General features: G+C 67.6%; 23 protein-coding genes and 1 pseudogene. 5 read left to right on the top strand and 19 right to left on the bottom strand.

Features of this window, described 5'->3' with window-relative positions; genetic code table 11:
• From OXU32_04560 to OXU32_04530, 7 genes are all read right to left on the bottom strand, one after another.
• Nucleotides 1-218, bottom strand: a 218-nt coding sequence (locus OXU32_04560; GenBank protein ID MDE0073241.1) for a hypothetical protein, incomplete at its 3' end; no start/stop codon positions are given.
• Nucleotides 219-261: 43 nt separating this feature from the next.
• Nucleotides 262-1,122 (bottom strand): SDR family NAD(P)-dependent oxidoreductase, encoded by an 861-nt coding sequence (locus tag OXU32_04555; GenBank protein MDE0073240.1) that lies wholly within the window; start codon nt 1,120-1,122, stop codon nt 262-264.
• A gap of 52 nt (nt 1,123-1,174) precedes the next feature.
• Complete coding sequence (locus tag OXU32_04550) at nt 1,175-3,565, bottom strand: prolyl oligopeptidase family serine peptidase (protein ID MDE0073239.1); 2,391 nt, start codon at nt 3,563-3,565, stop codon at nt 1,175-1,177.
• A 164-nt stretch (nt 3,566-3,729) separates the two neighbouring features.
• The gene (locus OXU32_04545; protein MDE0073238.1) at nt 3,730-5,253 is read right to left on the bottom strand and encodes a DUF222 domain-containing protein; all 1,524 of its coding nucleotides are present in this window, start codon (nt 5,251-5,253) and stop codon (nt 3,730-3,732) included.
• Nucleotides 5,254-5,364: 111 nt separating this feature from the next.
• Nucleotides 5,365-6,021, bottom strand: coding sequence for a hypothetical protein (locus OXU32_04540; protein ID MDE0073237.1), 657 nt, complete (start codon nt 6,019-6,021; stop codon nt 5,365-5,367).
• A 15-nt stretch (nt 6,022-6,036) separates the two neighbouring features.
• Entirely contained in the window at nt 6,037-6,768 is a 732-nt protein-coding gene (locus OXU32_04535; protein ID MDE0073236.1) for a hypothetical protein, read from the bottom strand.
• The gene (locus OXU32_04530; protein ID MDE0073235.1) at nt 6,761-7,102 is read right to left on the bottom strand and encodes a helix-turn-helix transcriptional regulator; all 342 of its coding nucleotides are present in this window, start codon (nt 7,100-7,102) and stop codon (nt 6,761-6,763) included. Before OXU32_04530 ends, OXU32_04535 begins: the two co-directional genes overlap by 8 nt.
• Nucleotides 7,103-7,166: 64 nt before the next feature.
• Here OXU32_04530 and OXU32_04525 point away from each other — a divergent pair.
• A pseudogene (locus tag OXU32_04525) lies at nt 7,167-7,241 on the top strand (HEPN domain-containing protein).
• A gap of 23 nt (nt 7,242-7,264) precedes the next feature.
• On the opposite strand, the gene OXU32_04520 reads toward OXU32_04525, so the two are convergent.
• From OXU32_04520 to OXU32_04510, 3 genes are all read right to left on the bottom strand, one after another.
• Complete coding sequence (locus tag OXU32_04520) at nt 7,265-7,792, bottom strand: hypothetical protein (GenBank protein ID MDE0073234.1); 528 nt, start codon at nt 7,790-7,792, stop codon at nt 7,265-7,267.
• On the bottom strand, nt 7,789-8,379 hold the full coding sequence (locus OXU32_04515) for a nuclear transport factor 2 family protein (protein ID MDE0073233.1): 591 nt from the start codon (nt 8,377-8,379) through the stop codon (nt 7,789-7,791). Before OXU32_04515 ends, OXU32_04520 begins: the two co-directional genes overlap by 4 nt.
• A gap of 133 nt (nt 8,380-8,512) precedes the next feature.
• Nucleotides 8,513-10,042, bottom strand: coding sequence for a solute:sodium symporter family transporter (locus OXU32_04510; protein MDE0073232.1), 1,530 nt, complete (start codon nt 10,040-10,042; stop codon nt 8,513-8,515).
• A gap of 183 nt (nt 10,043-10,225) precedes the next feature.
• Between OXU32_04510 and OXU32_04505 the strand changes: the two genes are divergently transcribed.
• Together OXU32_04505 and OXU32_04500 are read left to right on the top strand one after the other, a co-directional pair.
• Nucleotides 10,226-10,462 (top strand): hypothetical protein, encoded by a 237-nt coding sequence (locus OXU32_04505; protein MDE0073231.1) that lies wholly within the window; start codon nt 10,226-10,228, stop codon nt 10,460-10,462.
• A 42-nt stretch (nt 10,463-10,504) separates the two neighbouring features.
• Nucleotides 10,505-11,317, top strand: coding sequence for a MerR family transcriptional regulator (locus OXU32_04500; GenBank protein MDE0073230.1), 813 nt, complete (start codon nt 10,505-10,507; stop codon nt 11,315-11,317).
• A gap of 131 nt (nt 11,318-11,448) precedes the next feature.
• Here the strand turns inward: OXU32_04500 and gyrB are convergent, their stop codons facing one another.
• The 5 genes from gyrB to OXU32_04475 form a co-directional block, all read right to left on the bottom strand.
• Entirely contained in the window at nt 11,449-13,410 is a 1,962-nt protein-coding gene (gene gyrB, locus OXU32_04495) for a DNA topoisomerase (ATP-hydrolyzing) subunit B (GenBank protein ID MDE0073229.1), read from the bottom strand.
• A gap of 210 nt (nt 13,411-13,620) precedes the next feature.
• Nucleotides 13,621-14,958: a hypothetical protein gene (locus OXU32_04490; protein ID MDE0073228.1), complete on the bottom strand. Its 1,338-nt coding sequence runs from the start codon at nt 14,956-14,958 to the stop codon at nt 13,621-13,623.
• Nucleotides 14,952-15,413 carry a DUF721 domain-containing protein gene (locus OXU32_04485; protein ID MDE0073227.1) on the bottom strand — a complete coding sequence of 154 codons (462 nt, stop codon included), beginning with the start codon at nt 15,411-15,413 and terminating at the stop codon, nt 14,952-14,954. Before OXU32_04485 ends, OXU32_04490 begins: the two co-directional genes overlap by 7 nt.
• Nucleotides 15,410-16,525 (bottom strand): DNA replication/repair protein RecF, encoded by a 1,116-nt coding sequence (locus OXU32_04480; GenBank protein MDE0073226.1) that lies wholly within the window; start codon nt 16,523-16,525, stop codon nt 15,410-15,412. Before OXU32_04480 ends, OXU32_04485 begins: the two co-directional genes overlap by 4 nt.
• Nucleotides 16,526-16,531: 6 nt before the next feature.
• Nucleotides 16,532-17,317: an enoyl-CoA hydratase-related protein gene (locus OXU32_04475; protein ID MDE0073225.1), complete on the bottom strand. Its 786-nt coding sequence runs from the start codon at nt 17,315-17,317 to the stop codon at nt 16,532-16,534.
• Nucleotides 17,318-17,515: 198 nt separating this feature from the next.
• Between OXU32_04475 and ssb the strand changes: the two genes are divergently transcribed.
• Nucleotides 17,516-17,959: a single-stranded DNA-binding protein gene (gene ssb, locus OXU32_04470; GenBank protein MDE0073224.1), complete on the top strand. Its 444-nt coding sequence runs from the start codon at nt 17,516-17,518 to the stop codon at nt 17,957-17,959.
• A 21-nt stretch (nt 17,960-17,980) separates the two neighbouring features.
• On the opposite strand, the gene OXU32_04465 is transcribed toward ssb, so the two are convergent.
• The gene (locus OXU32_04465) at nt 17,981-18,217 is read right to left on the bottom strand and encodes a hypothetical protein (GenBank protein MDE0073223.1); all 237 of its coding nucleotides are present in this window, start codon (nt 18,215-18,217) and stop codon (nt 17,981-17,983) included.
• 278 nt (nt 18,218-18,495) lie between these two features.
• Nucleotides 18,496-18,672: a hypothetical protein gene (locus OXU32_04460; protein ID MDE0073222.1), complete on the bottom strand. Its 177-nt coding sequence runs from the start codon at nt 18,670-18,672 to the stop codon at nt 18,496-18,498.
• Between the two features lie 616 nt (nt 18,673-19,288).
• Between OXU32_04460 and rpsU the strand changes: the two genes are divergently transcribed.
• Nucleotides 19,289-19,489, top strand: a complete 201-nt coding sequence (rpsU, locus tag OXU32_04455; GenBank protein ID MDE0073221.1) for a 30S ribosomal protein S21 — start codon at nt 19,289-19,291, stop codon at nt 19,487-19,489.
• Nucleotides 19,490-19,553: 64 nt separating this feature from the next.
• On the opposite strand, the gene OXU32_04450 is transcribed toward rpsU, so the two are convergent.
• Nucleotides 19,554-20,432 (bottom strand): 3-hydroxybutyryl-CoA dehydrogenase, encoded by an 879-nt coding sequence (locus tag OXU32_04450; GenBank protein ID MDE0073220.1) that lies wholly within the window; start codon nt 20,430-20,432, stop codon nt 19,554-19,556.
• A 10-nt stretch (nt 20,433-20,442) separates the two neighbouring features.
• On the bottom strand, nt 20,443-21,645 hold the full coding sequence (locus OXU32_04445) for an acetyl-CoA C-acyltransferase (GenBank protein ID MDE0073219.1): 1,203 nt from the start codon (nt 21,643-21,645) through the stop codon (nt 20,443-20,445).
• Between the last annotated feature and the right edge of the window lie 86 nt (nt 21,646-21,731).

The raw sequence follows: 21,731 nt of genomic DNA, 5'->3' as shown, positions 1-21,731 counted from the left end.
TACATGGCTTTACAGGATACTATGGAACGATACGGGACAACATCGGCGTGCATGACGACGTACTTCCGCTCGAAGTCCATTAGCAGGGCCCGGGGACCGGAACTGAGCCCCTCCTCCAGCAGGGCCTGGAAGCGATCGCTGCTCAAGCTGTCGATGCGACCGAGGATGGACGCGATCGCGATGTCACCTTCCTGACGCCATTTGACATCGATCCTCATGATGGTCTCCTTTGGTAGTGAGTCGCCAACAAACTAATGGTCATCAGCCGCGCGTCCACTCCACGCTGCGTTCCCACAATTCGCACGCCAGCGCTTCGTCGCGCGCCTGCGCGCTCGGGCTCTCCTCCCGCTGGACGTGGAAGTACCGGCCTGTCACGTTGTCCCGGGAGGGGTCCTCGACGAGATTCATCACGGCCTTCCCGCCCACATCCGGACTCGCCATGAACCAGGTGAAGGGAAGGATCAGCAGGCGCGCGGCCAGCGACGTTTTCTTCCAGATCTCCGTCGCCAGCACGCCGGGATGCACTGCGTTGGCCGTGACTCCCCGGGTGCCCCAGCGCCGAGCGGTCTCGGAGGTGAAGAGGACGTTGGCCAGCTTCGAGTCGGCGTAGGCCTGTAGCGCCCCCTCCCAGGCACGTCCGCGCGCGATGTCCTCGAGCCCCGCCCGCCGCAGATCCCCGCTCTGGTGCCCCCGCGAGCTCACGTTCACGATTCGTCCGCGCCCGGACTCAAGTCGCTCGCGCAGAAGGCGGGTGAGCAGGAAGTGTCCGAGGTGGTTGGTGGCGAAGGTGAGCTCGAATCCCTCAGGTGAATGCACGCAATGCGGCCGTGTGACGCCGGCGTTGTTGACCAGGATGTCGATCGCCGGGAGCCGGGCAGCGAGCCGCTCAGCCAGGTCGCGTACATCCTCCTGCCGGGAGAGGTCCGCGAGCTCGAGTTCGATCCGGGGCCCGGCCGCCGCGCTCCCCCCCAACTCCGTCAGCGCCCGTTCCCCGCGTTCGCGGCTGCGGCACACCATCGTGACGTGGGCGCCCGCCTGAAGGAGCATTTCGGTCGCTGACCGGCCTACTCCCGAGTTGGCCCCGGTCACGATCGCGACCTGCCCCTTCAGGGAACGGGACATACGGCGTCCCCCTATCTCTGACACGACAGGTTTCGGCGGACGCGCAGGCGCTTCAGCTGCCGTCCTGCGCCGCGCTCCGCTCACGCTCCTCCCCGAAGTGCTCGGCGAACCAGTCGAACATGCGCTGCCAGTGGTCCACGAAGTCGGCCTCGGTGCTCGCGCGCCCGGCGCCGTGGCCGCCAGCGGTGTAGTGCACCCACACCACCTCCTTCCCCAGCCGCCGCAGCGCGTAATACATTTCCCGCTGGTTGGTGGCCGGCACGTTCCAGTCGCCCTCGCCCGAGAGCATCAGCAGCGGCGTCTCGATCCGGTCGGCGAACATGACCGCCGAGTGCGCGATGTACTTGTGCGGCTGCTCCCAGAGCGTCGCCCCGATGCGGTCCTGCCCCACCTCGGCAGCCGCATAGTTGCGCGTGGTGATCTTCGGCGAGTCCCCCAGGAAGGAGATGATGTTCACCTTGCCGGACACGTTGGCGGCCGCTGCAAACCGGTCGGTCTGGGTGATGAGCAGGTTGGTCGCGTAGCCCCCGTAGCTCTGCCCGTACACGCCCACCTTCTCCGGGTCGACCAGCCCGCGCTCGATGATCTTGTTGATCGCGTTGGGCACCGCCTTCAGCCAGGCCTCGCCGGGGAAGCCCTCCTCGAAGCGGACCGAGGGCCGGAACCCGAACCATCCCTGGGCGGTGATCAGGTTCATGTTCTCGTTGAACCCGTTGTCGAAGTACTCCTCGTAGATCTCCGCCACCATGGGATAGGCGCGCCCCGGCTCGTAGTTGGCCGGATAGTACAGGATGCCGTAGAGCGTGTTGCCGTCGACATCCAGGTACTCGACGAGCTCGCTCCGCGTCAGCGCCACGCCCTCGAGCCCGGGATTCGCGTCGGTCAGCTGCCGGGGTGACGACCCGTCCCCGCGCGCGACCCAGATCTCGTTGGGGTGGTCGCCGTCCGACATGGCGTAGACGAGCGTCGCGCCATCCTCCGAGACGTTCCAGGACCGGTAGAGGCCGGCATCCACCATCAGCGTTTCGATGTCGCCGGACGCTGTGTCGAGGCGCTTGAGGCCGCGCTGCCAGCGGTCCGGGGCCGAGTAGCTGAAGTAGAGATACCGGCCATCCTCTCTCCACCCCTGGAGCTGGCGGCGCGGGCGCTGGTCTTCATCCACTTCAAGCTCGAGAAGCGTACGCATGTTGCCGCTGCCGAGATCGAGGAGGTGCCAGGCGTCCTGCGAGCTGAGGAGGAGCTGGTCGCCGGACGGATTCCAGCGCTCGACGGCGAAGCGGAGTCCGTCGGAATCCGACTCGTCATCGTCGGAATCGGGACTGTCGAGGCCTGTGCCGGCACCGGCTGCGTCGCCAGCGCCGGAGTCGTCTGCAAGATCTCGATGACGCTGCGTCACATCCACCGCCTCGTCCTCGTCCAGCCGCCGCACGAAGACGGAGCCCTCATCGGCATACGCGAAGGCGTCGCGGGCGTCGTTCCAGGCTACGTTCAGGCGCTCCTCGCCCGTGTCCCTGAGCGAGACCGGATCTCCACCGGCCGCGAGATCGAGCCGGAAGAGTTCGTACTCGGTGCCGTCCCGGCGAGTGTACGACGTCTTCGTCCGCGCGGCTGTCGAAAACGTGATGTAGGATCCGTCCTCCGAGAAACCCGGATCGACCGGGGTCACCTCGGAGAGAACCTCGCGCACCGTGCCGTCGACGACCGACACGAGCACGGTCTCCTGCTGGTTGGCGAGGTTCCTCACCCGGTCCCAGGCCAGGAAGTCGTTGCGCGAGTCCTGCACGATCACGGCCGCATCCGTGAGGGAGTGGAAGGCCGCGCGCGCCTCCTCCGCCCATCCAGCGGGGCGAAGCCCGAGCAGAACGCGGGCGCCATCCGGCGACCACACCAGCGGCGAGGAGGACGCGATCTCCTTGTCGGTGCGCAGCGTGACGGTCCTGCTCGCGCTGGTGACCGCGTCGAAGATGCGGAGCCGGTACTCACCGTCTTCGACCATGAAATAGGCCAGCCGCCCTCCGTCCGGCGACCAGGCATAGCCGCGCAGCTGCCCGAGTTCGGCCTGAACCCAGGTGGGATCTCCGGTCCGCGTGTCGATCACCATCAGCCGGGTCGACACGGGCGAGATGTAGGTGGGATCGCCGAAGCGCTGGTGGTCGACGTCGGTCCGGTCCCGGCGGGACGTGAGCGTCACGGCCACCCGGGCGCCGTCCGCCGTCACCGCCGCGATGCCTGGGGTGCGCACGTCGAGGGCGATCTCCGGGGTGAAGGCCTGCTGGGCGGCGGCGATCGCAGGGACCGCCAGGGTCGCCAGCGCCACCAGTACCGCACCGCAGGCGGCGGCGAGGCCGGTGGGTGCGCGTTCGGCGTCGCGGGATGCGCGGACGATTGAAGAGGGAAGGGCCAAGAGCCTGCGAAAAGCAGTGAGGCGTCGAGCAATACTCATGGTCGGGATCGCTTCCGAGGGGTGAGACGAGTTCCGGAGCTTGAACGTACGTGCTGGCTGCTCAGGCGCGAAAGCGGATGCGCTCAGGCGTGCCAGACCATGCTCACAACGGAGTTCCGGAGGTGCCCGGGCGGAGTCCACGAGCGGCTGCCACTACACCGCGATCAACTCGCGGCCGCTGAACTCACCTGTTGGCTGGTGTGTCCTCCCTCACTCCCATCCCCCCAAAGGCACAACATCGCATAGCCCCAGTCGATGCGTTCGCCCGTCCACAGCGAGTCCCCGGTCCAGGCGTCGATGCCGTCCTGGCCGTGCCAGCGACCCAGACCGAAGTCCGGGGTGGAAGACACCGGGAACGCGCGCGAAGACATCGGACGTGCCCTCGCGGCGTCGCGGGGCACCAGGCCGCCGATGTCCGGGGAGGCGGGCACCACTGGCACTGGAGTGCGCAACGGGTTGAGGAAGCGCGGGACTCCCCACTCGCCCATCTCCACCCGCCAGCCCCCTTCGTGGGCCGCGCGGTGGTGGAAGGGACACACGAGCACCAGGTTGTTCATCGCCGTCTCTCCGCCCTCGGCCCACGGCGTGATGTGATGGGCGTGGGTGCGCGCGCGTGAGTCGCATCCCGGGAAGCGGCACCCGCCGTCGCGGGCCTCCAGGGCCTTGCGCAGGCGCCAGCCCACGGTCCTCCGGCGGCGCCCGACATCCAGCACGGAGCCGTCGTCCGCACGCGCGATGGGCACGACCTCGGCGTCGCACGCGAGCCGCGAAGACGTTTCAGCTGAAACGCCACAGCCCTCTTCAGTGACCAGCAGGGCCGACACTTCCTGCTCCTGCTCCTCGCGCTTCTGGTGCTCCTGATGCTCCTTCCGCTCCTGATGCTGCTCCCCTTTGAACGAGTGCACCACGAGCTGCACCTGAGGCTGCACGCGCTCCTCGAGCCACAGCCCCAGGGTGTCGGCCCGGCGTTGTACCGGCGTGGTCAGGTGCTCGGTCTCGGCGCTGCGCTCGGCGCGGTAGAGCCGGCCTTCCGCTACCTCGAGCGCCTTGACGAGCAGCGCGCCCACCTCCGGGTTGAGCCGGCCCCGCACTTCGTAGCTGCCCTCGTCGGTGAGCCACACCGAGAGGCCGCGGCGCTCCGCACGGGCGACCTCCGACGAGTCGCCCCGGTCCAGGCGGCGCCAATGGCGCACCATGCGCTCCACGTGCGCGGTGGTGCCGTGGCGCGCGAAGTCGAGGAGTTTCTCTTCGTTTTCCGGGTTGGCGATGCGGGTCAGGGCCCGCACCTTCGAGTACGAGAGTTCTCCCTTGGCGAAGGCTTCGGGAATCAAGGACAGGGACGGGAGGCAACGGGCGACGCGCATCTTCTCGCGGGCGGGACCGAGCGAAATGCCGGTGCGCCAGGAGAGCCAGTGGGCGCAGGAGCGGAATCCCTGCCAGCGTTCCTCTTCCTCGTAGACCCTCAGCAGGCAGAGGAGCCGGTACGTGGCCGCGGTGATGTGGGCGCAGAGAAGAGCGATCTCGTCGCCGAGCGGATCGAGGTCGGGCCTGAGCCCTCTGGAGATGGGCGTGACCGAAGCAGGCGCGGGTGGAACGAGCGCGCTCGCGGCGGGCTGGCCTGAGGGGGAACGGGTGGGCGAAGAAGGAACCGGGGCAAGTGCGGCTGGAGCGGGGGCGGCAGTGGACATGGTCGTCTGATTCCGGGGGCTCTGGGATGATCGGTTACTGGCTCACCTCCTTATACACCAATATTCGGTATTTGTTCGGGTTGCTGTCGAAATCCTCTTCCCACCTCGGGCCTAGGCCTCGGGTCTTTCCGCTGTCGTCGGCACCCAGTCACGCGCTCGCAGCCAAAGACCGACTGCGGCGCAGACGAACGAGGCCGCCCAGACGAAATACCCGCCTTGGAGCGAGGCCGAAAAACCCGCGCTGCTGCGCGGCAACGAGAGGTCCGTTTCAAGGAGGTACAACCCCATCAGGCCGATGCCCCCGGCCAGCCATCGTCCACCACGGACTCGTCCCCGCCAAAGCGCCGGCAACGTCAGCAGCATCGCCAGGTTGCAGAGCGCGTGGCGAAACCCACCTTCGGTGACAGCTGCCCAGAAGACCTCGTATCCCGTCAGTGACAACACCTGAACGGACTCGCGGGTGAATTCGAATCGGAGCGCCGGAAGCAGGAACGACAGTGCGAACAGCGCCCATCCGAACACCAGGGCGCGGCGCCACCTGAGCGCGCCGGCCCTCGCGAACTCCCTCGACAGGACAGAAGTCTCTCCCAATTCGTCGCGCGCGATCGCGAAGGCCCGCGCCGGGGTCAGCCGCTGGTCCAGCTCCAGCTCCAGATCGACGCGAATCCGCAGGTGGTCTTCCAACTCATCCAGTTCGCGCAGGGATAGGGACGACCTCCGGATCTGGTGCTCCCGCCAGCGCTGAACCTCCTGGTCCAGGTCGAACATGATCTGCTCCCGTCGCTAGGCGGATGCCCGGCGCGGCTCCGCCGACGCCCACTCGCGGTCGCGGATCCACAGGCCAGCAGTCGCGCAGGCGAACGAGAGCGCCCACGCCCAGTATCCGATGCCCAGATCGGCGAGGTAGTGGACGGTGCTCGTTACCGGGTTTGGCGCTGGCCAATGGAACGGCGGACCACCATTCAACGAGACGGAAGCAGGCCAGAGGAGATTCGTGACCCCGATCAGCAGTAACGCAAGACCCGCCAGTCCGACGATTCCCCGCAGCCAGCGACCCTGAGATCGGTCCGAGCCGAGACCCCCGACCAGAGCCACGACCATCAACAAATTGGGACCCAGCGCCAGGAGTGTTGACGAAAGTTCGCCGTCGGCGAGCAGGCGCAAGACCGCCTCGTACCCGTAGCGGGGCACCATCCCATCCGCGGTCTGGAGCTCGGCTACGATGACCGGCAAAAAAAAGGAGGCCCCGAACAACACCCCGGCGACCGCCATCAGGCCTCGCCACCTCGGCCTTCCCGCCCTCGCAAACTCGCAGGACAGCGCTCGCCCGCCGCCGAGTTCATCCCAAGCGAGCGCGAAGGCCTGTTGCGGCGAGCGTGCGGTATCGAGTTCCAATTCCAGTTCCACTCGCGCCCTCAGATGATCCTCGAGCTCGTCGAGTTCGCGCGGGGACAGCGACGACCTCCGGATCTCCTGCCGCCGCCAACGTCGGATTTCCCTGTCCAGTTCACACATGACCGCCTCCCCAGGACATCTCGAGGGCTCCGTGCACCGCCCGCCAACTCACCCGGTCGCGCGCCAACTGGCTCTTGCCGCGGACGGTCAGCCGGTAGTACTTGCGCCGCCGTCCCTCGTCGGTGAGTTCCCAGCGGCCCGCGATCAAGCCATCGCGTTCAAGCCGATGGAGCAGCGGGTAGAGCATCCCGTCCGACCACTCGAGTTCTCCGCCGGAGAGCACCTTCACCTGCTTGAGGATCTCGTAGCCGTAGCTCTCGTCGCCCGCCAGGATCGAGAGCACCATGGGGCGCGACGAAGCAGCCACGAGCTCCTTGTACACCGGCTTCTTCATCCGATCGCTCCAATACCATGAAGTGCTATATACCCTATATTACAAGGTATCGGCGACCCCTGCAAACGGCAGGCATGACTGGGCCTGTTTCGCGGCGCATCAGGCGGCGGAAAAGGCGGTCAAGGCGCTCCACATGGCCTAGGGTCACGAGGCCATGGCCCATCATTCGGAGGTGGGAATAGTCCCCTTCTGCGCGCGCAGCCTGAATGCGACGGTCGCGCACGCGAAGGACGCCACCCACACGTAGTAGCCGATCTCAAGCGTGGACCCCCCGTCGTCGGCGACCCACCACAGCCAGTACCCCAGGTTGAACACCGCAGCGGCGGCCAGGACGATCACGGGCCACCTCTCGCGCGCGGACCACTTTCCATGAAAGGCAGTGGCCACCATGAGCAGGTTGGTGAGCGCGCTGGTTATCCCGAGGATGCCGCCCCAGCCAAAAAGCGCATACAGGAAGGCTTCCCAGCCGGGCGTGAGGTTGGTGCGCTGCGCCATGAGCGAACCGGCCGAACCGGAGACCGCACCCGCCTCGGGCATGATCGACGAGGCGGCAGACGGGAGAGGAGGAGGGGGAGGCGGGACCGTTATGCGGTGGCGATCCGGTATCCCGGACAGTGCCGGCAGCAGGAACGAAACCGCGAACAGCAGCCAGCCGGCAACCAGCACCCGCCGCCAACGGGATGAATTCACGAACCCGGCGGCCCGTCCGGGTGCAGTTCGCACTCCGGAGGCTGAAGCCGGGTCCACGAGAGCGAAGTGATCTGCCAGTCGCCGCCGTCGCGCATGAGGATGAAGGCGTCGGCGCCGCAGTGGCTCAGGTCCTCTCCGACGTAGAAGTCGTACGGCGTCCAGACCGTCGCCAGGTCGCCGCTGATGCGCACTTCGGGATCCCACATGCGCTCGGTCATGCGCGGGCCGTCGGCTTCGAGGCGCGCGACCATACCATCAAGCGTGGATGTCGACGCGGACCGTTCCCCCGCAGCCGATCGCTCCACCGAGTGCATCAGGATGTCGGGATGCAGGATGGCGGTCAGCAACTCCGTGTCCCGTTCGCCGAGCGCGTCGAAGAGCGACTGGACGGTCGCCAGAATCGCCGCCCGGTCGGCATCCGAAGGCATGTGGTCCGTGGATGGCATGGCTTGGGCGACGGGCGCGCCCCCGTCGGCGGCCGACATCATGGTCCCGGCCTCGGGGCCCTCGCCCATTTCGTTGCCGGAAGTGCCGCAAGCGGCAAGCGCGATGACTGCGAGGACGGAAACAGCGGTGTTGCGGATCACGATATGGTTCCTCCCGGAAGATGGCGGGGAATCGGCCTCTCGCAGGGTCGATGCATGGTCCTGCAACGTATTGCCGGCGTGCCCGGCTCGCAGCCCGTGAGGCCGGGGCAAACGACTGGCGTCGGCGGCGCGCCTACCAGAAGACGATGTACAGAGCAGCCGCCCCGGCAATGACGCCTCCGGCCCACAGGCGCCCGCCGGACGCCGGCGTCAGATCCACCGCCGCTGCGGATCGCGGCAGCGTGCGCTCCTCCGTGAGCGGACGGGCCCGCGTCACCGCCAGCATGAACGCGCAGATCACGAGGAAGGTGATCGCCATGTGATGCAGGAACGCGACTTCCGGAAGCAGCCAGAGCAGCAGGCCGTACACCGGCACCCCCAGGACCATTCCGCCGAAGGCCGCCCGCGGCGGCGTCCGGGGCACGAACAGACCGAACAGGAAGGCGGCCACGATCCCCGGCGAGATGAATCCCCAGAACATCTGGATGTACTCGAACACGCTCCCCGCCCGTGCAACCAGCGGCGCCCACAGGCACCCGATCAGCGCCAGGACCGCCGTCGCCACCCGACCGACAGTCATGAGCCTCCGCGACGAAGCCCGCGGGCGCAGGTGCCGCTTGTAGATGTCGACGCTGAAGATGGTCGCGGCCGAATTGAGCATCGAGTCGAGGGAGCTCATCACCGCCCCGAAGAGCGCCGCGAACATGAGCCCGGTCAGCCCCGCGGGCAGTAGCTCGCGCATCATCACCGGATACGCCTGATCCGGATTCGTCACCTGGTCGGCGAACAGCTCCGCGGCCATGATCCCCGGAAAGACGATGATGAAGGGGATGAGCAGCTTGATGAAGCCGGCCAGGAAGATGCCGCGCTGCGCGTCCGCCAGGCTGCGCGCGGCCAGCGTCCGCTGGGTGATGAACTGGTTCAGCCCCCAGTAGAAGATGTTGGGGATCCAGAGTCCGCCGATGAAGACCGCCAGCCACGGCATCTCGGGGTGGTTCCACGGGAGAACGGTGTGCAGCTTGCCCTCGGCCGCCGCGAGAAAGGGCTCCACGCCCCCGATCGCGCGAAAGCCGAGCACCGTCACGAGAACGCCGCCCAGAAGCAGCGCCACGCTCTGGATGAGGTCCGACCACACGACGGCCTTCAGGCCCCCGTAGATGGTGTAGCCGCCGGCCAGAATCCCGATCAGCCAGATGCCCGCCCCGATGTCCAGCCCGAAGATGGATTCCAGGGCCAGCGCCCCCGAGTAAAGCACCGTGGCCAGGGCCACCAGGACATAGGCCGCCATGATGTAGGCCGCCATGAGCGTGCGCGTGCGCGCGTCGTAACGGTATTCCAGGAACTCCGGAATGGTGTAGATGCCGGCCTGGAGAAAGCGCGGCAGGAAGAACAGGCCCACCAGCACGAGCGTGACCGCGGCCATCCACTCGTAGCTGGCGATGGCCAGCCCGAGATCGTACCCGCGGCCCGCCATGCCCACGAAGTGCTCCGTGGAGATGTTGGACGCGATCAGCGAGAAACCGATCAGCCACCACGGCAGATTGCGGCCCGCGAGAAAGTATCCCGCCGCGTCGTGCCTGCCGCGCGAGGCATACAGCGACACCCCGACCACGAGGGCAAGAAAGCCCGCAAAGGCGGCGAGGTCGAGGGGTTGGAAGGTCATGCCCGGGGCTCCGGTTGCGGCATGGGATCGCTATGGTTCGAGGTTAGGTGTCTGCGGCGCTTATGCAAGTGGATCGGCGCCAATTCAGCCATCGTTGACCAATTATCTCGCTGTGGCTAAGACTGGCTATGACCGGCTTGGAAAGTCCGCTAATCTCTCTTTGAACAAGGAGCCTCCAGAGCGGTGACCGGATATCTGTTCGTGGCGCTCGCGGTGCTCGTGGCCGTGGCAGGCTGGCGGGTCCGGCACCGGCTTCGTCACCAGACGCGGAGCAGGGTGACGGATGAGATCGTCCGTCAAATCGAGACGGTCGGCCGCGTAGACGCGGAGGATGTCGAGCCGGTCGACCTGGAGCAAGCGCGGGCCGAAGAGGACGAGTTCTGGGCCCAGACCTGGGACGAGCCTGAAGAGGACTGGTAGGCCCTTGACCCTGACGTAACGTCAGGGTTTAGCTTCCCCTCCATGAACACCGAAACGCTGCCGCCCACAGACCATCGCTCCGGCGATGAACTCCACACCGTGGGCGAGGTCACCGCCTTGGCCAAGGTCACCGTACGCACCCTGCACCACTACGACCGGATCGGGCTGCTGGTCCCGTCCCGGCGGTCCGAGAACGGCTACCGGCTCTACGGCTACGAGGACCTGGAGCGGCTGCGGCAGATCCTGCTGCTGCGTGAACTGGGGTTCGGGCTGGACGCGATCGGGCAGATGCTGGACGCGGGGGCGTACGACCAGCGGCGCGCGCTCATCGCCCAGCGCGAACTGCTGCGCGAGCGACAACACCGTCCAGAGAGAATCATCGCGGGCGTAGACCGCGCGCTCGAGGCGATGTGGGAGGAGAGACCGATGGCGAAGGAACAGATGTTCGAGGGGTTGGAGGACTTCGACCACGAGCAGTACGAGGACGAGGCCCGCGAGCGTTGGGGCGGGACGGACGCCTACAAGGAGTCGATGCGGCGCACGCGGCGCTATTCGAAGGACGACTGGACGCGGATCAAGGTCGAGGGCGAGGACGTGATGGCCCGCCTCGCCGGGCTGCTGGAGGAGGGAGCCCACGCCGCAAGCAGGGCCGCCAGAGGGCTCGCCGAGGAACACCGTTGCCACATCGACCGCTGGTTCTACCCGTGCAGCCACGCAATGCACGCGGGCCTGGCGGACATGTACGTCGCCGATCCGCGATTCACGGAGTACTTCGAGAAGCGCGGAGAAGGGCTGGCATCGTTCTTCCGGGAGGCGATCCTCGCGAATGCGGCGCGACGGAGAAACGTTCCGTAGTCTGAAGCCGTCTTCGAGACCACCTCCGCCTGGTGGATTCGAGACGATGCCCCGGCGGGACGATCTGCTGGCGCTGCTGGACGATGGGTAGTTGGCCGCGGGCGGGGAGCCGCGGATAACCGCCGACTGCGCTACACGTCCAGGTTCTTGACGTACCTGGCGTTCCTTTCGATGAACTCGCGGCGGGGCTGCACGTTTTCGCCCATGAGGCGGTCGAAGAGATCCGCGGCCATGCTGGCGTTGTCGATGTCCACGCGCAGGATGGTGCGCGCCTCGGGATCCATGGTGGTGCGCCACAACTGATCCGGGTTCATCTCGCCGAGCCCCTTGTAGCGCTGGATGCCGACGCCCTTGGCCGCTTCCTTGCCGTTGGAGAATCGCTGGATGTACTCCTCGCGCTGCTCCTCGGAGTAGGCGTAGAACTCGCGCTTGCCCTTGGCGACACGGTAGAGGGGCGGCTGGGCGATGTAGACGTAACCCTGGTCGATCAACCCCTTCATCTGGCGGAAGAAGAAGGTCAGCAGGAGGGTGCGGATGTGCGCTCCGTCCACGTCCGCGTCGGTCATGATGATGATCTTGTGATAGCGCGCCTTGTCGATATTGAAATCCTCGTGGATTCCGGCGCCGATGGCGGTGATGATGGCGCGGATCTCGTCGTTCGAGAGGATCTTGTCGATGCGCGCACGCTCCACGTTCAGGATCTTGCCCTTCAGCGGCAGGATGGCCTGGTACTGGCGGTCCCTGCCCTGCTTGGCGGACCCGCCCGCGGAGTCTCCCTCCACGAGGTAAAGTTCGGTCATCGCGGGATCCGAGAGCGAGCAGTCGGCGAGCTTGCCGGGGAGGATGCCCCCCTCGAGCGCGTTCTTCTTGCGCGCCAGGTCGCGGGCCTTGCGTGCGGCCTCGCGGGCGCGCGCCGCCTGCAGCGACTTCTGGATGATGGCCTTGGCGGCCCTGGGATGCTCCTCCAGAAAGATCTGCAGGTGCTCGTTGACGGTCATCTCGACGGCGCCGCGCACCTCGGAGTTGCCGAGCTTGGTCTTGGTCTGGCCCTCGAACTGGGGCTCGCGCACCTTGACGCTGAGGACGCAGGTGAGCCCTTCTCGCACATCGTCGCCGGAGAGGCTCTCGTCGGCCTTCTTGAAGAGTTTGTTGCGGCGCGCGTAGTCGTTGATGGTGCGGGTGAGCGCGGCCTTGAGGCCGGTGAGGTGGGTGCCGCCTTCGTGCGTGTTGATGTTGTTCACGAAGGTGTGCGTGTTCTCCGAGAAGCCGGAGTCGTACTGGAGGGCCAGCTCGATCTCGGCCTCCTCGCGGCTCACCTCGAACGAGCACACCTCGGGGTGCACCGGCTGGCGCGATCCGCGCAGGAAGGCCACGTACTCGACCAGACCTCCTTCGTACTGGTAGACCTCCTCCTCGTACTGTCCGGGATCCGGCGCCCCGTCCCCCGATCCACGTTCGTCGCGCAGGCTGATGCGCAGTCCGCGGTTGAGGAAGGCCATCTCGCGCAGGCGCCCCGACAGAGTGTCGAAGTTGAAGCGGAGCTCGGTGAGGACCTCGGGGTCCGGCTTGAAGGTGACGCGCGTGCCGCTTCCCTCCGCCGGGCCGACGACCTCCAGGTCGGTCTGCTTCTCGCCGCGTGCGTAGCTCTGGCGGTAAAGCTTGCCGTCCCGCTTGACCTCGACATCGAGCTGCTCGGAGAGGGCGTTCACGACGCTGACGCCGACGCCGTGAAGTCCGCCCGAAACCTTGTAGGTGTCCTTGTCGAACTTCCCGCCCGCGTGAAGCGTGGTCATGGCCACCTCGACCCCGGGCATGCCCTCGACCGGGTGGATGTCGACCGGGATGCCGCGCCCGTCGTCGATGACGGTCACCGAATTGTCGGCATGGATGCGGACATCGACGCGCGTGCAGAACCCCGCCATCGCTTCGTCGATGGAGTTGTCCACGACTTCGTAGACGAGATGGTGAAGGCCCCGCGCCGAAGTCGATCCGATGTACATGCCGGGCCGCTTGCGAACGGCGGACAGCCCCTTCAATACCTGGATTTGTCTGGCCGTGTACTCGGTGTTGTTCGTCGCGTTTTCCTCGGTCATACGGTGCCTTTCGGAGGGGGTAATGCGGGGCGCGGCGGACTACCGCAGGTGACGACCTTCAAGACGTTGTAATCTAGCATTTTTCAGCGTTTTCGGCCATGTCCGGAGAGGCCGTGAGGGGTGGCGCCGGAGCATGGCGGCCACGTGCTCTTCGCCGTGCGCGCGGGGACCGCGGGGACCGGCAAACGCGGCCGCATCGACTGGTCGCGGTCAGCCGCCTCCGGACGATGGCCGCACAAGCACGGGATTGGCGAAGATCCAGGGGCGCAGGTTCCACACCAGCCGGCCCACGCGGGCCGAATACCTGTAAAGCTCGACCCGGTAGGCTCCGGGTCCGTCCACGGCCCGGCGCAGGCCGGGGCCCCGCCACCACCCCACCTCCCGGCCGTCGCGCACGACCCGGTAGGCGACCCGTCCCGGATCGGTCGCGAAGCCGGCCTCCAGGCGGAGGCCCGCCGTCATGGGGGTCACTTCGCCGGGAGGGATGTAGGCGGCGGCGGGAGCATCCGCTCCACTCCCGGGCGCGGCCACGCCCACCCGGAACCCGCGCGCCCCTTCCGTGTCGCCGAACGACACGAACACGTCGCCCCGCCGGATCGCCGCCCCCAGCGAGCGGGCGGCCGCCACGGGGTCGAGACCCGGCGGCCCGTCGAGCGCAACGTGGTTGATCATGGTGCGCAGCGAGGATGCGTAGTCCGGGAAGAGCCTCCCCCCCGGGAGCCGGACCTTGGGGTGCATGTCCAGCCCCCCGACCGCGGTGGGGCCGGGACGGTCGAGCGCGGTGGGACCCGGCCGACCCGGCGCAGCCGCCCGTCCCTGTCCGCCGCCCGTCCACAGGGAATCGAAGGCTGCCACCCCGGGGCTCCGGAACCCGTCCCGGTAGAGCCGCAGCCAACTGTGCTCGGCGCGGCCGGTCAGCTCCCCGCCCGCCAGCGCCACCAGGTGGTAGACCACGCTCGGGCTGGCCAGCCGCCGCCGTGCCACGTCCGCGAAGTCGAACACCTCCCAGGCGGCCATGCCGGGCGCGCCGGACGGGCGCCACGCGTCCCCGGGCCGGCCGCGCGGGTGCGCCACCACCGTGAAGGCCGAATCGCGCTCCACCCGGGCGAGGAAGCTCTCCATCCCGCCCGTCCACGACACCACGGCCGTGTCCACGCGGTCGACCAGCACCTTGCCGACCCCTTCCACGCGGATCTCCTGGCCGCGGACCAGCAGCACGCCCTCCTCCCACGCGGCGGTGCGTTCCCACTCGGCCGAGGGCGAGCCGGCGTCCCTGTGGTCGGCGAGGAAGACGAAGTCCAGCCCGGCCGCGCGCGCCGCCCGCGCCAGCTCGGCTTCGGTCCCGATCGCGTCGTGCGAGCGGCGCGTGTGCACGTGGAGCGCGCCGGCCACCCGGGTCGACGGGGAGGGGGGCGGGGCGGGGTGGGCGCTCCCCTCCTCCATCGCCACCCAGTCCAGGCGCGCACCGGCATAGGCGGCCGCGAAGTAGATCCCCGCCGCGACGAGAAACCATCGCGCGGCGCGGCGAAAGAATCCCCGCTTCACCATCCACCCGCCTCGTCATCACCGGCGGAGAGCACGAACATCACCCGCTTGATGCGAACGCTCCGGCCCGCGTTCAGGCGCGCCATGATCTGCCGCCTGCGCAGGTTGAGCTCCATGGCCCACGACGACGACGGAACCTCCACGACCAGCACGCCGTCCCTGACCGAGCGCGCCCGGGTCATGCGCGCCAGACCCGGGCCAACCAGCCGGGGCCAGTCCTCCAGCAGCTTCTGATACTCCATCTCTCTGGCGAGCCCCCGGCGCCGGAGCACACGCTCGAGAACGTCTCCGACCTTCTCCGGACCCCGCGGCGTGGAACCGGCGGCGCCCGCCCGGTACACGCTCGGCCTCGACGGGCCCGGCACTCCCTCGGCGGCTCCCTCCCGTTCGCCGCCCGCACGGGCCGCGCGGCTTCGGCCGGCCAGGATGCGCGCGATCTCCTCGCGGGTCTCGCTCACGTGCTGAACACTCCGTTCTCGACGCGCCAGCGCGGGAGCGATTCACGCCGCACCTGGATATCCGCCTCCCTGGGCGCGGTGAGGATCACCTGATGGCGCAGATTCTCCTCGATGAGGTCCAGGATGCGCCGCGACCGGCCCTCGTCCAACTCCGAGAACACGTCGTCCAGCAGGAGGATGGGCGTCTTCCCGCGCACCTCGCGCACGGTGGCGGCCTCGGTGAGGCGAAGGGAAAGCGCCCCGGTGCGCTGCTGGCCCCCGGAGCCGAAGGTGCGGAGATCGAGGTCCCCCGAGTCGGCCGCGAGGCTAATCCCCATCTCGTCGCGGTGCGGCCCGACCACCGTGGTCGCAAGCCTCCTCTCGCGGCCACGCGAACGCTCCAGGGCCCGCGCGAACCGCTCCGGCAGATCTCCGGCCTCCGCCTCCACCGCGTCGGCTACGGAGGGCTGGTAGGACATGTGCGCGGACCTCCCACCGGAGATCTCACGGTACAGGGCGCGGAATGTCTCCGCCGAGCCCGCGATCCAGTCGCGCCGCGCGCCCATGACCCTCGCGCCGAGCGACGTGAGCGGGTCGTCCCAGGCGGCCACGGCCGCGCGGTCGCTTCGCGCCCTGAGCGCCGCGTTGCGCTGGGCGAGCACGAGCCGGTACTGCTGAAGCGCGCGCAGGTAACCCGGCGACGCCAGCGAGAGCACGATGTCGAGGAATCTGCGCCGTTCGGCGGGTCCCCCGGCCACCACCTTCACGTCCGAGGGAGCGAAAACGACGGCGGCCGTGCGTCCCAGGGCGTCGCCCAGGCGGTCGGGCTCGTGTCCGTCGACGGTCACCTTCTTGCGCGGTCCGGCGCGCTGGAAGGCTGCCGTCACCTCCACCTGTTCGCCCTCCCCCGCAAAGCGGCCGGCCAGACGGAAGACGGGCTGCCCGAAGGCCGTCAGCTGCTCGTCCTTCGCCGCGCGGAACGAACGGAACGTCTCAAGATAGTAGATGGCCTCCAGCAGGTTGGTCTTGCCGTGCGCGTTGGGGCCCACGATGGCGACGCCCTCGGGCGGAAACTCCAGTTCCTGCTCGCCGAGGTTGCGGAAGTGATACAGGGAAATCCGGCTCAGGCGCACCGCGCGTCAACGTCCCTGGAAGTTCGCCTTTCGCCGCTCCAGAAACGCGTCCATTCCCTCGCGCATGTCCCCGGTGGCCGCCAGCACGCCGAAGAGCGAGGACTCGAAGGCGTGCGCATCCGCCTCGGCGCTGTCGAGCGCGGAGTAGATGGACTCGAGGGCGAACCGGAGCGCGACCGGCGCGTTCTTCGTGATCTTGCGCATCAGCGCGACCGCGGCGTCCAGCAGCTCCGCCCGCTCGACCACCCGCGAGACCAGCCCGAAGCGCTCCGCGGTCGCGGCGTCGATCATGTCGCCCGTGAGCGTCATCTCCAGCGCCCGCCCCAGCCCGACGATGCGGGCGAGGCGAATGGTGCCGCCGTATCCGGGGACGATGCCCAGCGTGACCTCCGGAAGTCCGAAGCGAGCATTGGACGATGCGATGCGCAGGTGGCAGGCCATCGCCAGCTCGCATCCTCCGCCGAGGGCGAAGCCCCCGACCGCCGCCATCACCGGCTTCGGAAAGCGCTCGATGAGCGCCAGGACTTCCTGCCCCCGGCGACTCACCTCCACGGCGGAAAGAGGGGTCATCTCCGCAAGCACCCCGATGTCCGCTCCCGCCACGAAGGCCTTCTCGCCGGCGCCCGTCAGCACGACGCCGCGCACGCCGCCGTCCTCGCGCAACGCTTCGAACGCATCCCCGATCTCGGCAACCACGCGGGGGTTGAGGGCATTCAGCTTTCGCCTGCGGTCGATGGTTACGATCGCGATCTCCTGGTCCCGCTCGAGACGCACGTATTGCCGTTCCGGCATGGCAGAAATCCGCTGGGAAGAGGTGTCGAAGGGGTCGGAAGAGGTTCCGTCGAACCGGCACGAATACTACCGCCCGGACGCTTCCCGGCGCCAGCCGTCCGTCGCTCGCGAGCGCCTCTCAGCGGCATGGCCACCCCGGCCCGGTTAGGTTACACTTCGCCCCTTGAACACCCCAACAGAGCCCAGGGAGGCTTGCCCATGAGCCGCTCGCTGAACAAGGTCACCCTCATCGGCAACGTCGGCTCGGATCCCGACATCCGCATGACGCCTTCCGGCACCAAGGTGGCGAAGTTCTCCGTCGCTACCAACGAGACCTTCAACGACCGCTCGGGGCGCCAGCAGGAGCGCACGCAGTGGCACCGTCTCACCTTCTTCGGACGGCTTTCCGACGTCGTCGAGCAGTGGGTGAAGAAGGGAGACCGCCTGTACGTCGAAGGCCGGATCGAGTACTCGCAGACCCAGACCCCGCAGGGAGAGACGCGCTACTGGACCGACATCATTGTGCGGGAAATGATCATGCTCGGGTCGGGAGGCAGGACGCCCGAGATGGGCGACGCGGGAGGCCGCCCGCAGCGGTCGGGCGCAGATGCGGCAAGGCGCGGCGGACGGATGCAGGAGCCCGACGACGATCTGCCCTTCTAACCGCGAGCGAACCGCCCGCCGTCAGCGCGACGGAGGCTGCCTGCGCTCCTCCGAACGCCACAGATCGAGCAGCACGGCTTCGAAGTGTTCGGGGTTGTCCCTGTATTGCTCGACCCAGTCCTCGAAGGAAGGCAGTTCTTCCTCCGCGTAGATCCTTGTCGTGGCCAGGCGAACCATCTCGTCGTACGAGAGTTCTCCGGGTTCCCCGGAATCCCGGACCAGATCCTTGACGAAGACGAACATCTCGTCCGGGGACATGCGCTGGATGATCCGGAATACACGCGCGGAACAATAGTCACGATGCTTCGCGCGCAAAACAGCGAGCGACGCGCGGTCCTGCGCGTGCTGTGAGGAGTGGGCCCCGGTTCCGCCCGGCCCATCAGTACCCGCCACGTCTCCTCCCGTATTGTCCCCCGCAACCGGCGTGCGTCGGACGTTGAACTGAAAGGGCCCCGATCAGGAGATCTCTTTCAGGCGGGTGTATTCTACTGGAACCGGTTCAACAATGCCATGCCGGGTATTGAGCAAGCCTGCGTCTAGCGGGCTTCGCGGGTGCAGGGGGTGAGAGACTCCTCGTGCTCCTTCAGGTGCTCGTAGATGCTGCGGCGGGTAAGTCCCCCGATGAGGACGCGGCTGAGAAACTCCGGGTCTGATTCCTGGACCGCTTCGGCCTTCCTGGCGATGTCGCGCGGCAGACGTACGTTGAGGTTCACGGATCGGGTTTCCCACATCTTGGCGGCTCGCTCCCCTGGGACGATGTGAAACGAAAGCTGAATCTGATTCCTCTTCCCCCGCGCGGCCCTCAAGACCCCGCGATGGGCCGGACCCGGCACTTGGCGATCATCCTTCAAGGCACGGATGGTAAGACGTCGGACCCGGGGGCGCAAGGGTATCGAAACGAATCGAAAGCGAACAGGTAAAATCTCATAACTAATTGTGTATCAATGAGTTACATGATATCGACAAAAACGATAATTCACTTGTTCCCGAGCACTGCGCGAACCCCTCCAAGGCAGCTTCATGGCTTCCATAAGTTGCTGCCCACGCTCGTTTTCCACCTACGCGCCCGTGACGTCCCGGAGATCCTTCCGATACAAATGTTTTGCAAAAAACCGGCTCTGCACTCCTCCGTGCCCGGCGGAAGCCAATGTGGGCCCTGACCCCGCCAGCCGGCCGCACGAACCGGGCAGATCGCCTGCTCCGCGCTCCGGGACGAGAGCGAACGGGGATTCCGGGAAGGCCGGGAATCGACTAGATTGCCTGCCCGGACCCGAGGGCGTCGCTCGCGGTGTCTCAGCGGAACAGGCTACAGCGAAAGGAAGGCTCTGTTTGGAAGTCTTGATTCAGGAAGGCGAGAATCTGGAGCGGGCGCTTCGACGCTTCAAGCGCAAGGTACAGCGATCCGGGCTCTACTCCGAGTTGCGCAAACGGCGCTTCTACGAGAAGCCGAGCGCGCAACGCAAGCGGAAGAGGGAAGCCGCAATCCGCCGCGAACGGCGGCGTCAGAGGCGAACCTCGTCCCGGCGCTGAGAGACGCGCGCGCCCGACTACAGCCCGCTCCTTGCCCCAGGACGGGCTCCTGCAGTTTAGCCGGCTACAGCGGCAGAGGACGCGGCGGCTTCGCGCTCCAGTCGTAGAATCCCTTCCCGGTCTTGCGCCCGAATCTGCCCAGCGCCACAAGCCGCTTGAGAAGCGGCGGCGGGGCGTATCTTGATTCCCGGTATTCCTCGAACATGATTTCCGCGATGCGGTACGTCGTGTCGACGCCGACGAAATCGCAGAGGAGAAACGGGCCCATCGGGTAGCCGGTTCCCAGCATCATCCCGCGGTCGATGTCCTCGACCGACGCCACGCCCCGCTCCAGTTGGCGAATCGCGTCGAGCATGTAGGGCACGAGCAGCAGATTGACGACGAAACCGGAGTTGTCCTTCGCCTTGATGGGCTCCTTGCCCAGGTCGCGCGCGAACCGGTAGGCGGCGTCGAAGACCTTCTCGTCGGTCGCGATGGTGCGGACCACTTCCACCAGCTTCATCACTGGCACCGGATTGAAGAAATGGAGTCCGACCACCCGGTCGGGGCGACCGGTGGCAGCAGCGATTTCGGTGATCGTGAGCGAGCTGGTGTTGGATGCGAAGATGGTCTCCGGACCGGTGATTTCGTCCAGCGCGCCCATCAGCTCCGACTTGACGGCCAGGTCCTCGACGATCGCCTCGATCACGAGGTCCCGGTCGGCCATGTCCGCGAGCGACGTCGTGAACGACATCCGGCCCCAGGCCTCGTCACGCGCCGCCGGGGAGAGCTTTTCCTTCTCCACCGCCCGGCCCATCGACTTGACGATTCGGCTCCTGCCGCCTTCGAGCGCGCCTTCGTCGACTTCGCTCACCAGGACGTCGAATCCGGCCCTGGCCGCGACCTCGGCGATGCCGCTCCCCATGAGGCCGCAGCCGGCGACCCCTACTCGCTGAATGTTCACGTCTTCCTCCTCAGGAGAAGGCTTCGACGACCACGGCCCCGCCCTGGCCGCCCCCGATGCACGCGGAGCCCAGCCCGTAGCGCGCGCCGCGCCTCCTCAGTTCGTGAAGCAGGTGGATGGTGAGGCGGGTTCCCGAGGCCGCCAGCGGATGCGTGATGGCGATGGCCCCGCCATTGACGTTGGTGCTTTCCGGGTCCAGTCCCAGATCACGCTCGACGGACGCGTACTGCGGCGCGAACGCCTCGTTGACCTCGACCAGTTCCATGTCGTCGAGCGCGAGGCCCGCCCTGTCGAGGGCGGCGCGGGCGGCCGGAGCGGGTCCGATACCCATGATCTTCGGCTCCACGCCCACGAACGCCCACGAGACCAGGCGGCCGATGGGCGAGAGCCCCTCGCCGGCGGCCCACTCGGCGTCGGCGATGACGGTGCTGGCCGATCCGTCGCCGATGCCGCTCGCGTTCCCGGCCGTGACGAAACCGCCCTTGCGGAAGTACGGCCGCAACCGGGCCAGCCCCTCCAGCGAGACGTCGGCGCGGATGTGCTCGTCGGCGGCGAACTCCTTCTCGCCCTTGCGGGTGCGGATGGTGATGGGGACGACCTCGTCGGCGAAGCGGCCTTCGTCCCAGGCGGCCCGGGCGCGCACATGGCTGCGGTGCGCTACCTCGTCGGAGTACTCGCGCGTCACCTCGTACCGGTCACCGAGTTCTTCGGCGGTCTGTGCCATGGTGAGGCCGCAACTGGTGTCCTCGAGGGCGGTCCAGAGCAGGTCCTCGAAGTAGCGGCCGGGATCCCCCAGGCGCAGGTTGCCCCAGCGGGCGCCGCGCACCACGTGGGGCGCCTGGCTCATCGACTCGGTCCCGCCGCAGAGCACCGCCCGGGCGCCGCCGTGGAGGATCTCGTGGGCCCCGCTGGCAATCGCCTGGAAGCCCGAGCCGCACAGCCGGTTGACGGTCAGGGCGGGAACGCGGTCGGGGGTGCCCACCCCCAGCCCGACGTGACGGGCGAGGTAGATGGCGTCGCCCGAGGTCTGGAGCGCGTTCCCGTAGACGACATGGTCGAGCCGGTCGGGCGTGAGGCCGGCGGCCTCTACCGCGGCCCTGCCCGACACGACGCCCAGTTGGGTGGCCGACAGATGCTTGAGCGATCCGCCGAACGCCCCGAAGCCGGTCCGCTTTCCGGAAAGGAAGACGATTTCTCTCGCGCGGCCGGTCATGTGCGGCTCTCTCGATCGGTCATGTGCAGTCTCCCTTACATCAATTGCTTGCGGTCGCGCCCCCGAGGGAGGGGCCCTGGGCGGCG

The sequence above is a fragment of the Gammaproteobacteria bacterium genome, from assembly GCA_028819075.1.
GTDB lineage: Bacteria > Gemmatimonadota > Gemmatimonadetes > Longimicrobiales > Gaopeijiaceae > BD2-11.
The sequence above is the reverse complement of the archived record's forward strand: the minus strand, read 5'-3'. Positions and strand labels throughout refer to the sequence as shown.

Bases quoted from the DNA above. Each gene is read 5' to 3' on its own strand.
- OXU32_04550 (MDE0073239.1), bottom strand. From the start codon at position 3,565: ATGAGTATTGCTCGACGCCTCACTGCTTTTCGCAGGCTCTTGGCCCTT.
- OXU32_04555 (MDE0073240.1), bottom strand. From the start codon at position 1,122: ATGTCCCGTTCCCTGAAGGGGCAGGTCGCGATCGTGACCGGGGCCAAC.
- OXU32_04500 (MDE0073230.1), top strand. From the start codon at position 10,505: ATGAACACCGAAACGCTGCCGCCCACAGACCATCGCTCCGGCGATGAA.
- OXU32_04465 (MDE0073223.1), bottom strand. From the start codon at position 18,217: ATGTCCCCGGACGAGATGTTCGTCTTCGTCAAGGATCTGGTCCGGGAT.
- OXU32_04530 (MDE0073235.1), bottom strand. From the start codon at position 7,102: ATGAAGAAGCCGGTGTACAAGGAGCTCGTGGCTGCTTCGTCGCGCCCC.
- OXU32_04445 (MDE0073219.1), bottom strand. From the start codon at position 21,645: ATGACCGGCCGCGCGAGAGAAATCGTCTTCCTTTCCGGAAAGCGGACC.
- ssb (MDE0073224.1), top strand. From the start codon at position 17,516: ATGAGCCGCTCGCTGAACAAGGTCACCCTCATCGGCAACGTCGGCTCG.
- OXU32_04535 (MDE0073236.1), bottom strand. From the start codon at position 6,768: ATGTGTGAACTGGACAGGGAAATCCGACGTTGGCGGCGGCAGGAGATC.
- OXU32_04475 (MDE0073225.1), bottom strand. From the start codon at position 17,317: ATGCCGGAACGGCAATACGTGCGTCTCGAGCGGGACCAGGAGATCGCG.
- OXU32_04510 (MDE0073232.1), bottom strand. From the start codon at position 10,042: ATGACCTTCCAACCCCTCGACCTCGCCGCCTTTGCGGGCTTTCTTGCC.
- OXU32_04540 (MDE0073237.1), bottom strand. From the start codon at position 6,021: ATGTTCGACCTGGACCAGGAGGTTCAGCGCTGGCGGGAGCACCAGATC.
- gyrB (MDE0073229.1), bottom strand. From the start codon at position 13,410: ATGACCGAGGAAAACGCGACGAACAACACCGAGTACACGGCCAGACAA.
- OXU32_04545 (MDE0073238.1), bottom strand. From the start codon at position 5,253: ATGTCCACTGCCGCCCCCGCTCCAGCCGCACTTGCCCCGGTTCCTTCT.
- OXU32_04490 (MDE0073228.1), bottom strand. From the start codon at position 14,958: ATGGTGAAGCGGGGATTCTTTCGCCGCGCCGCGCGATGGTTTCTCGTC.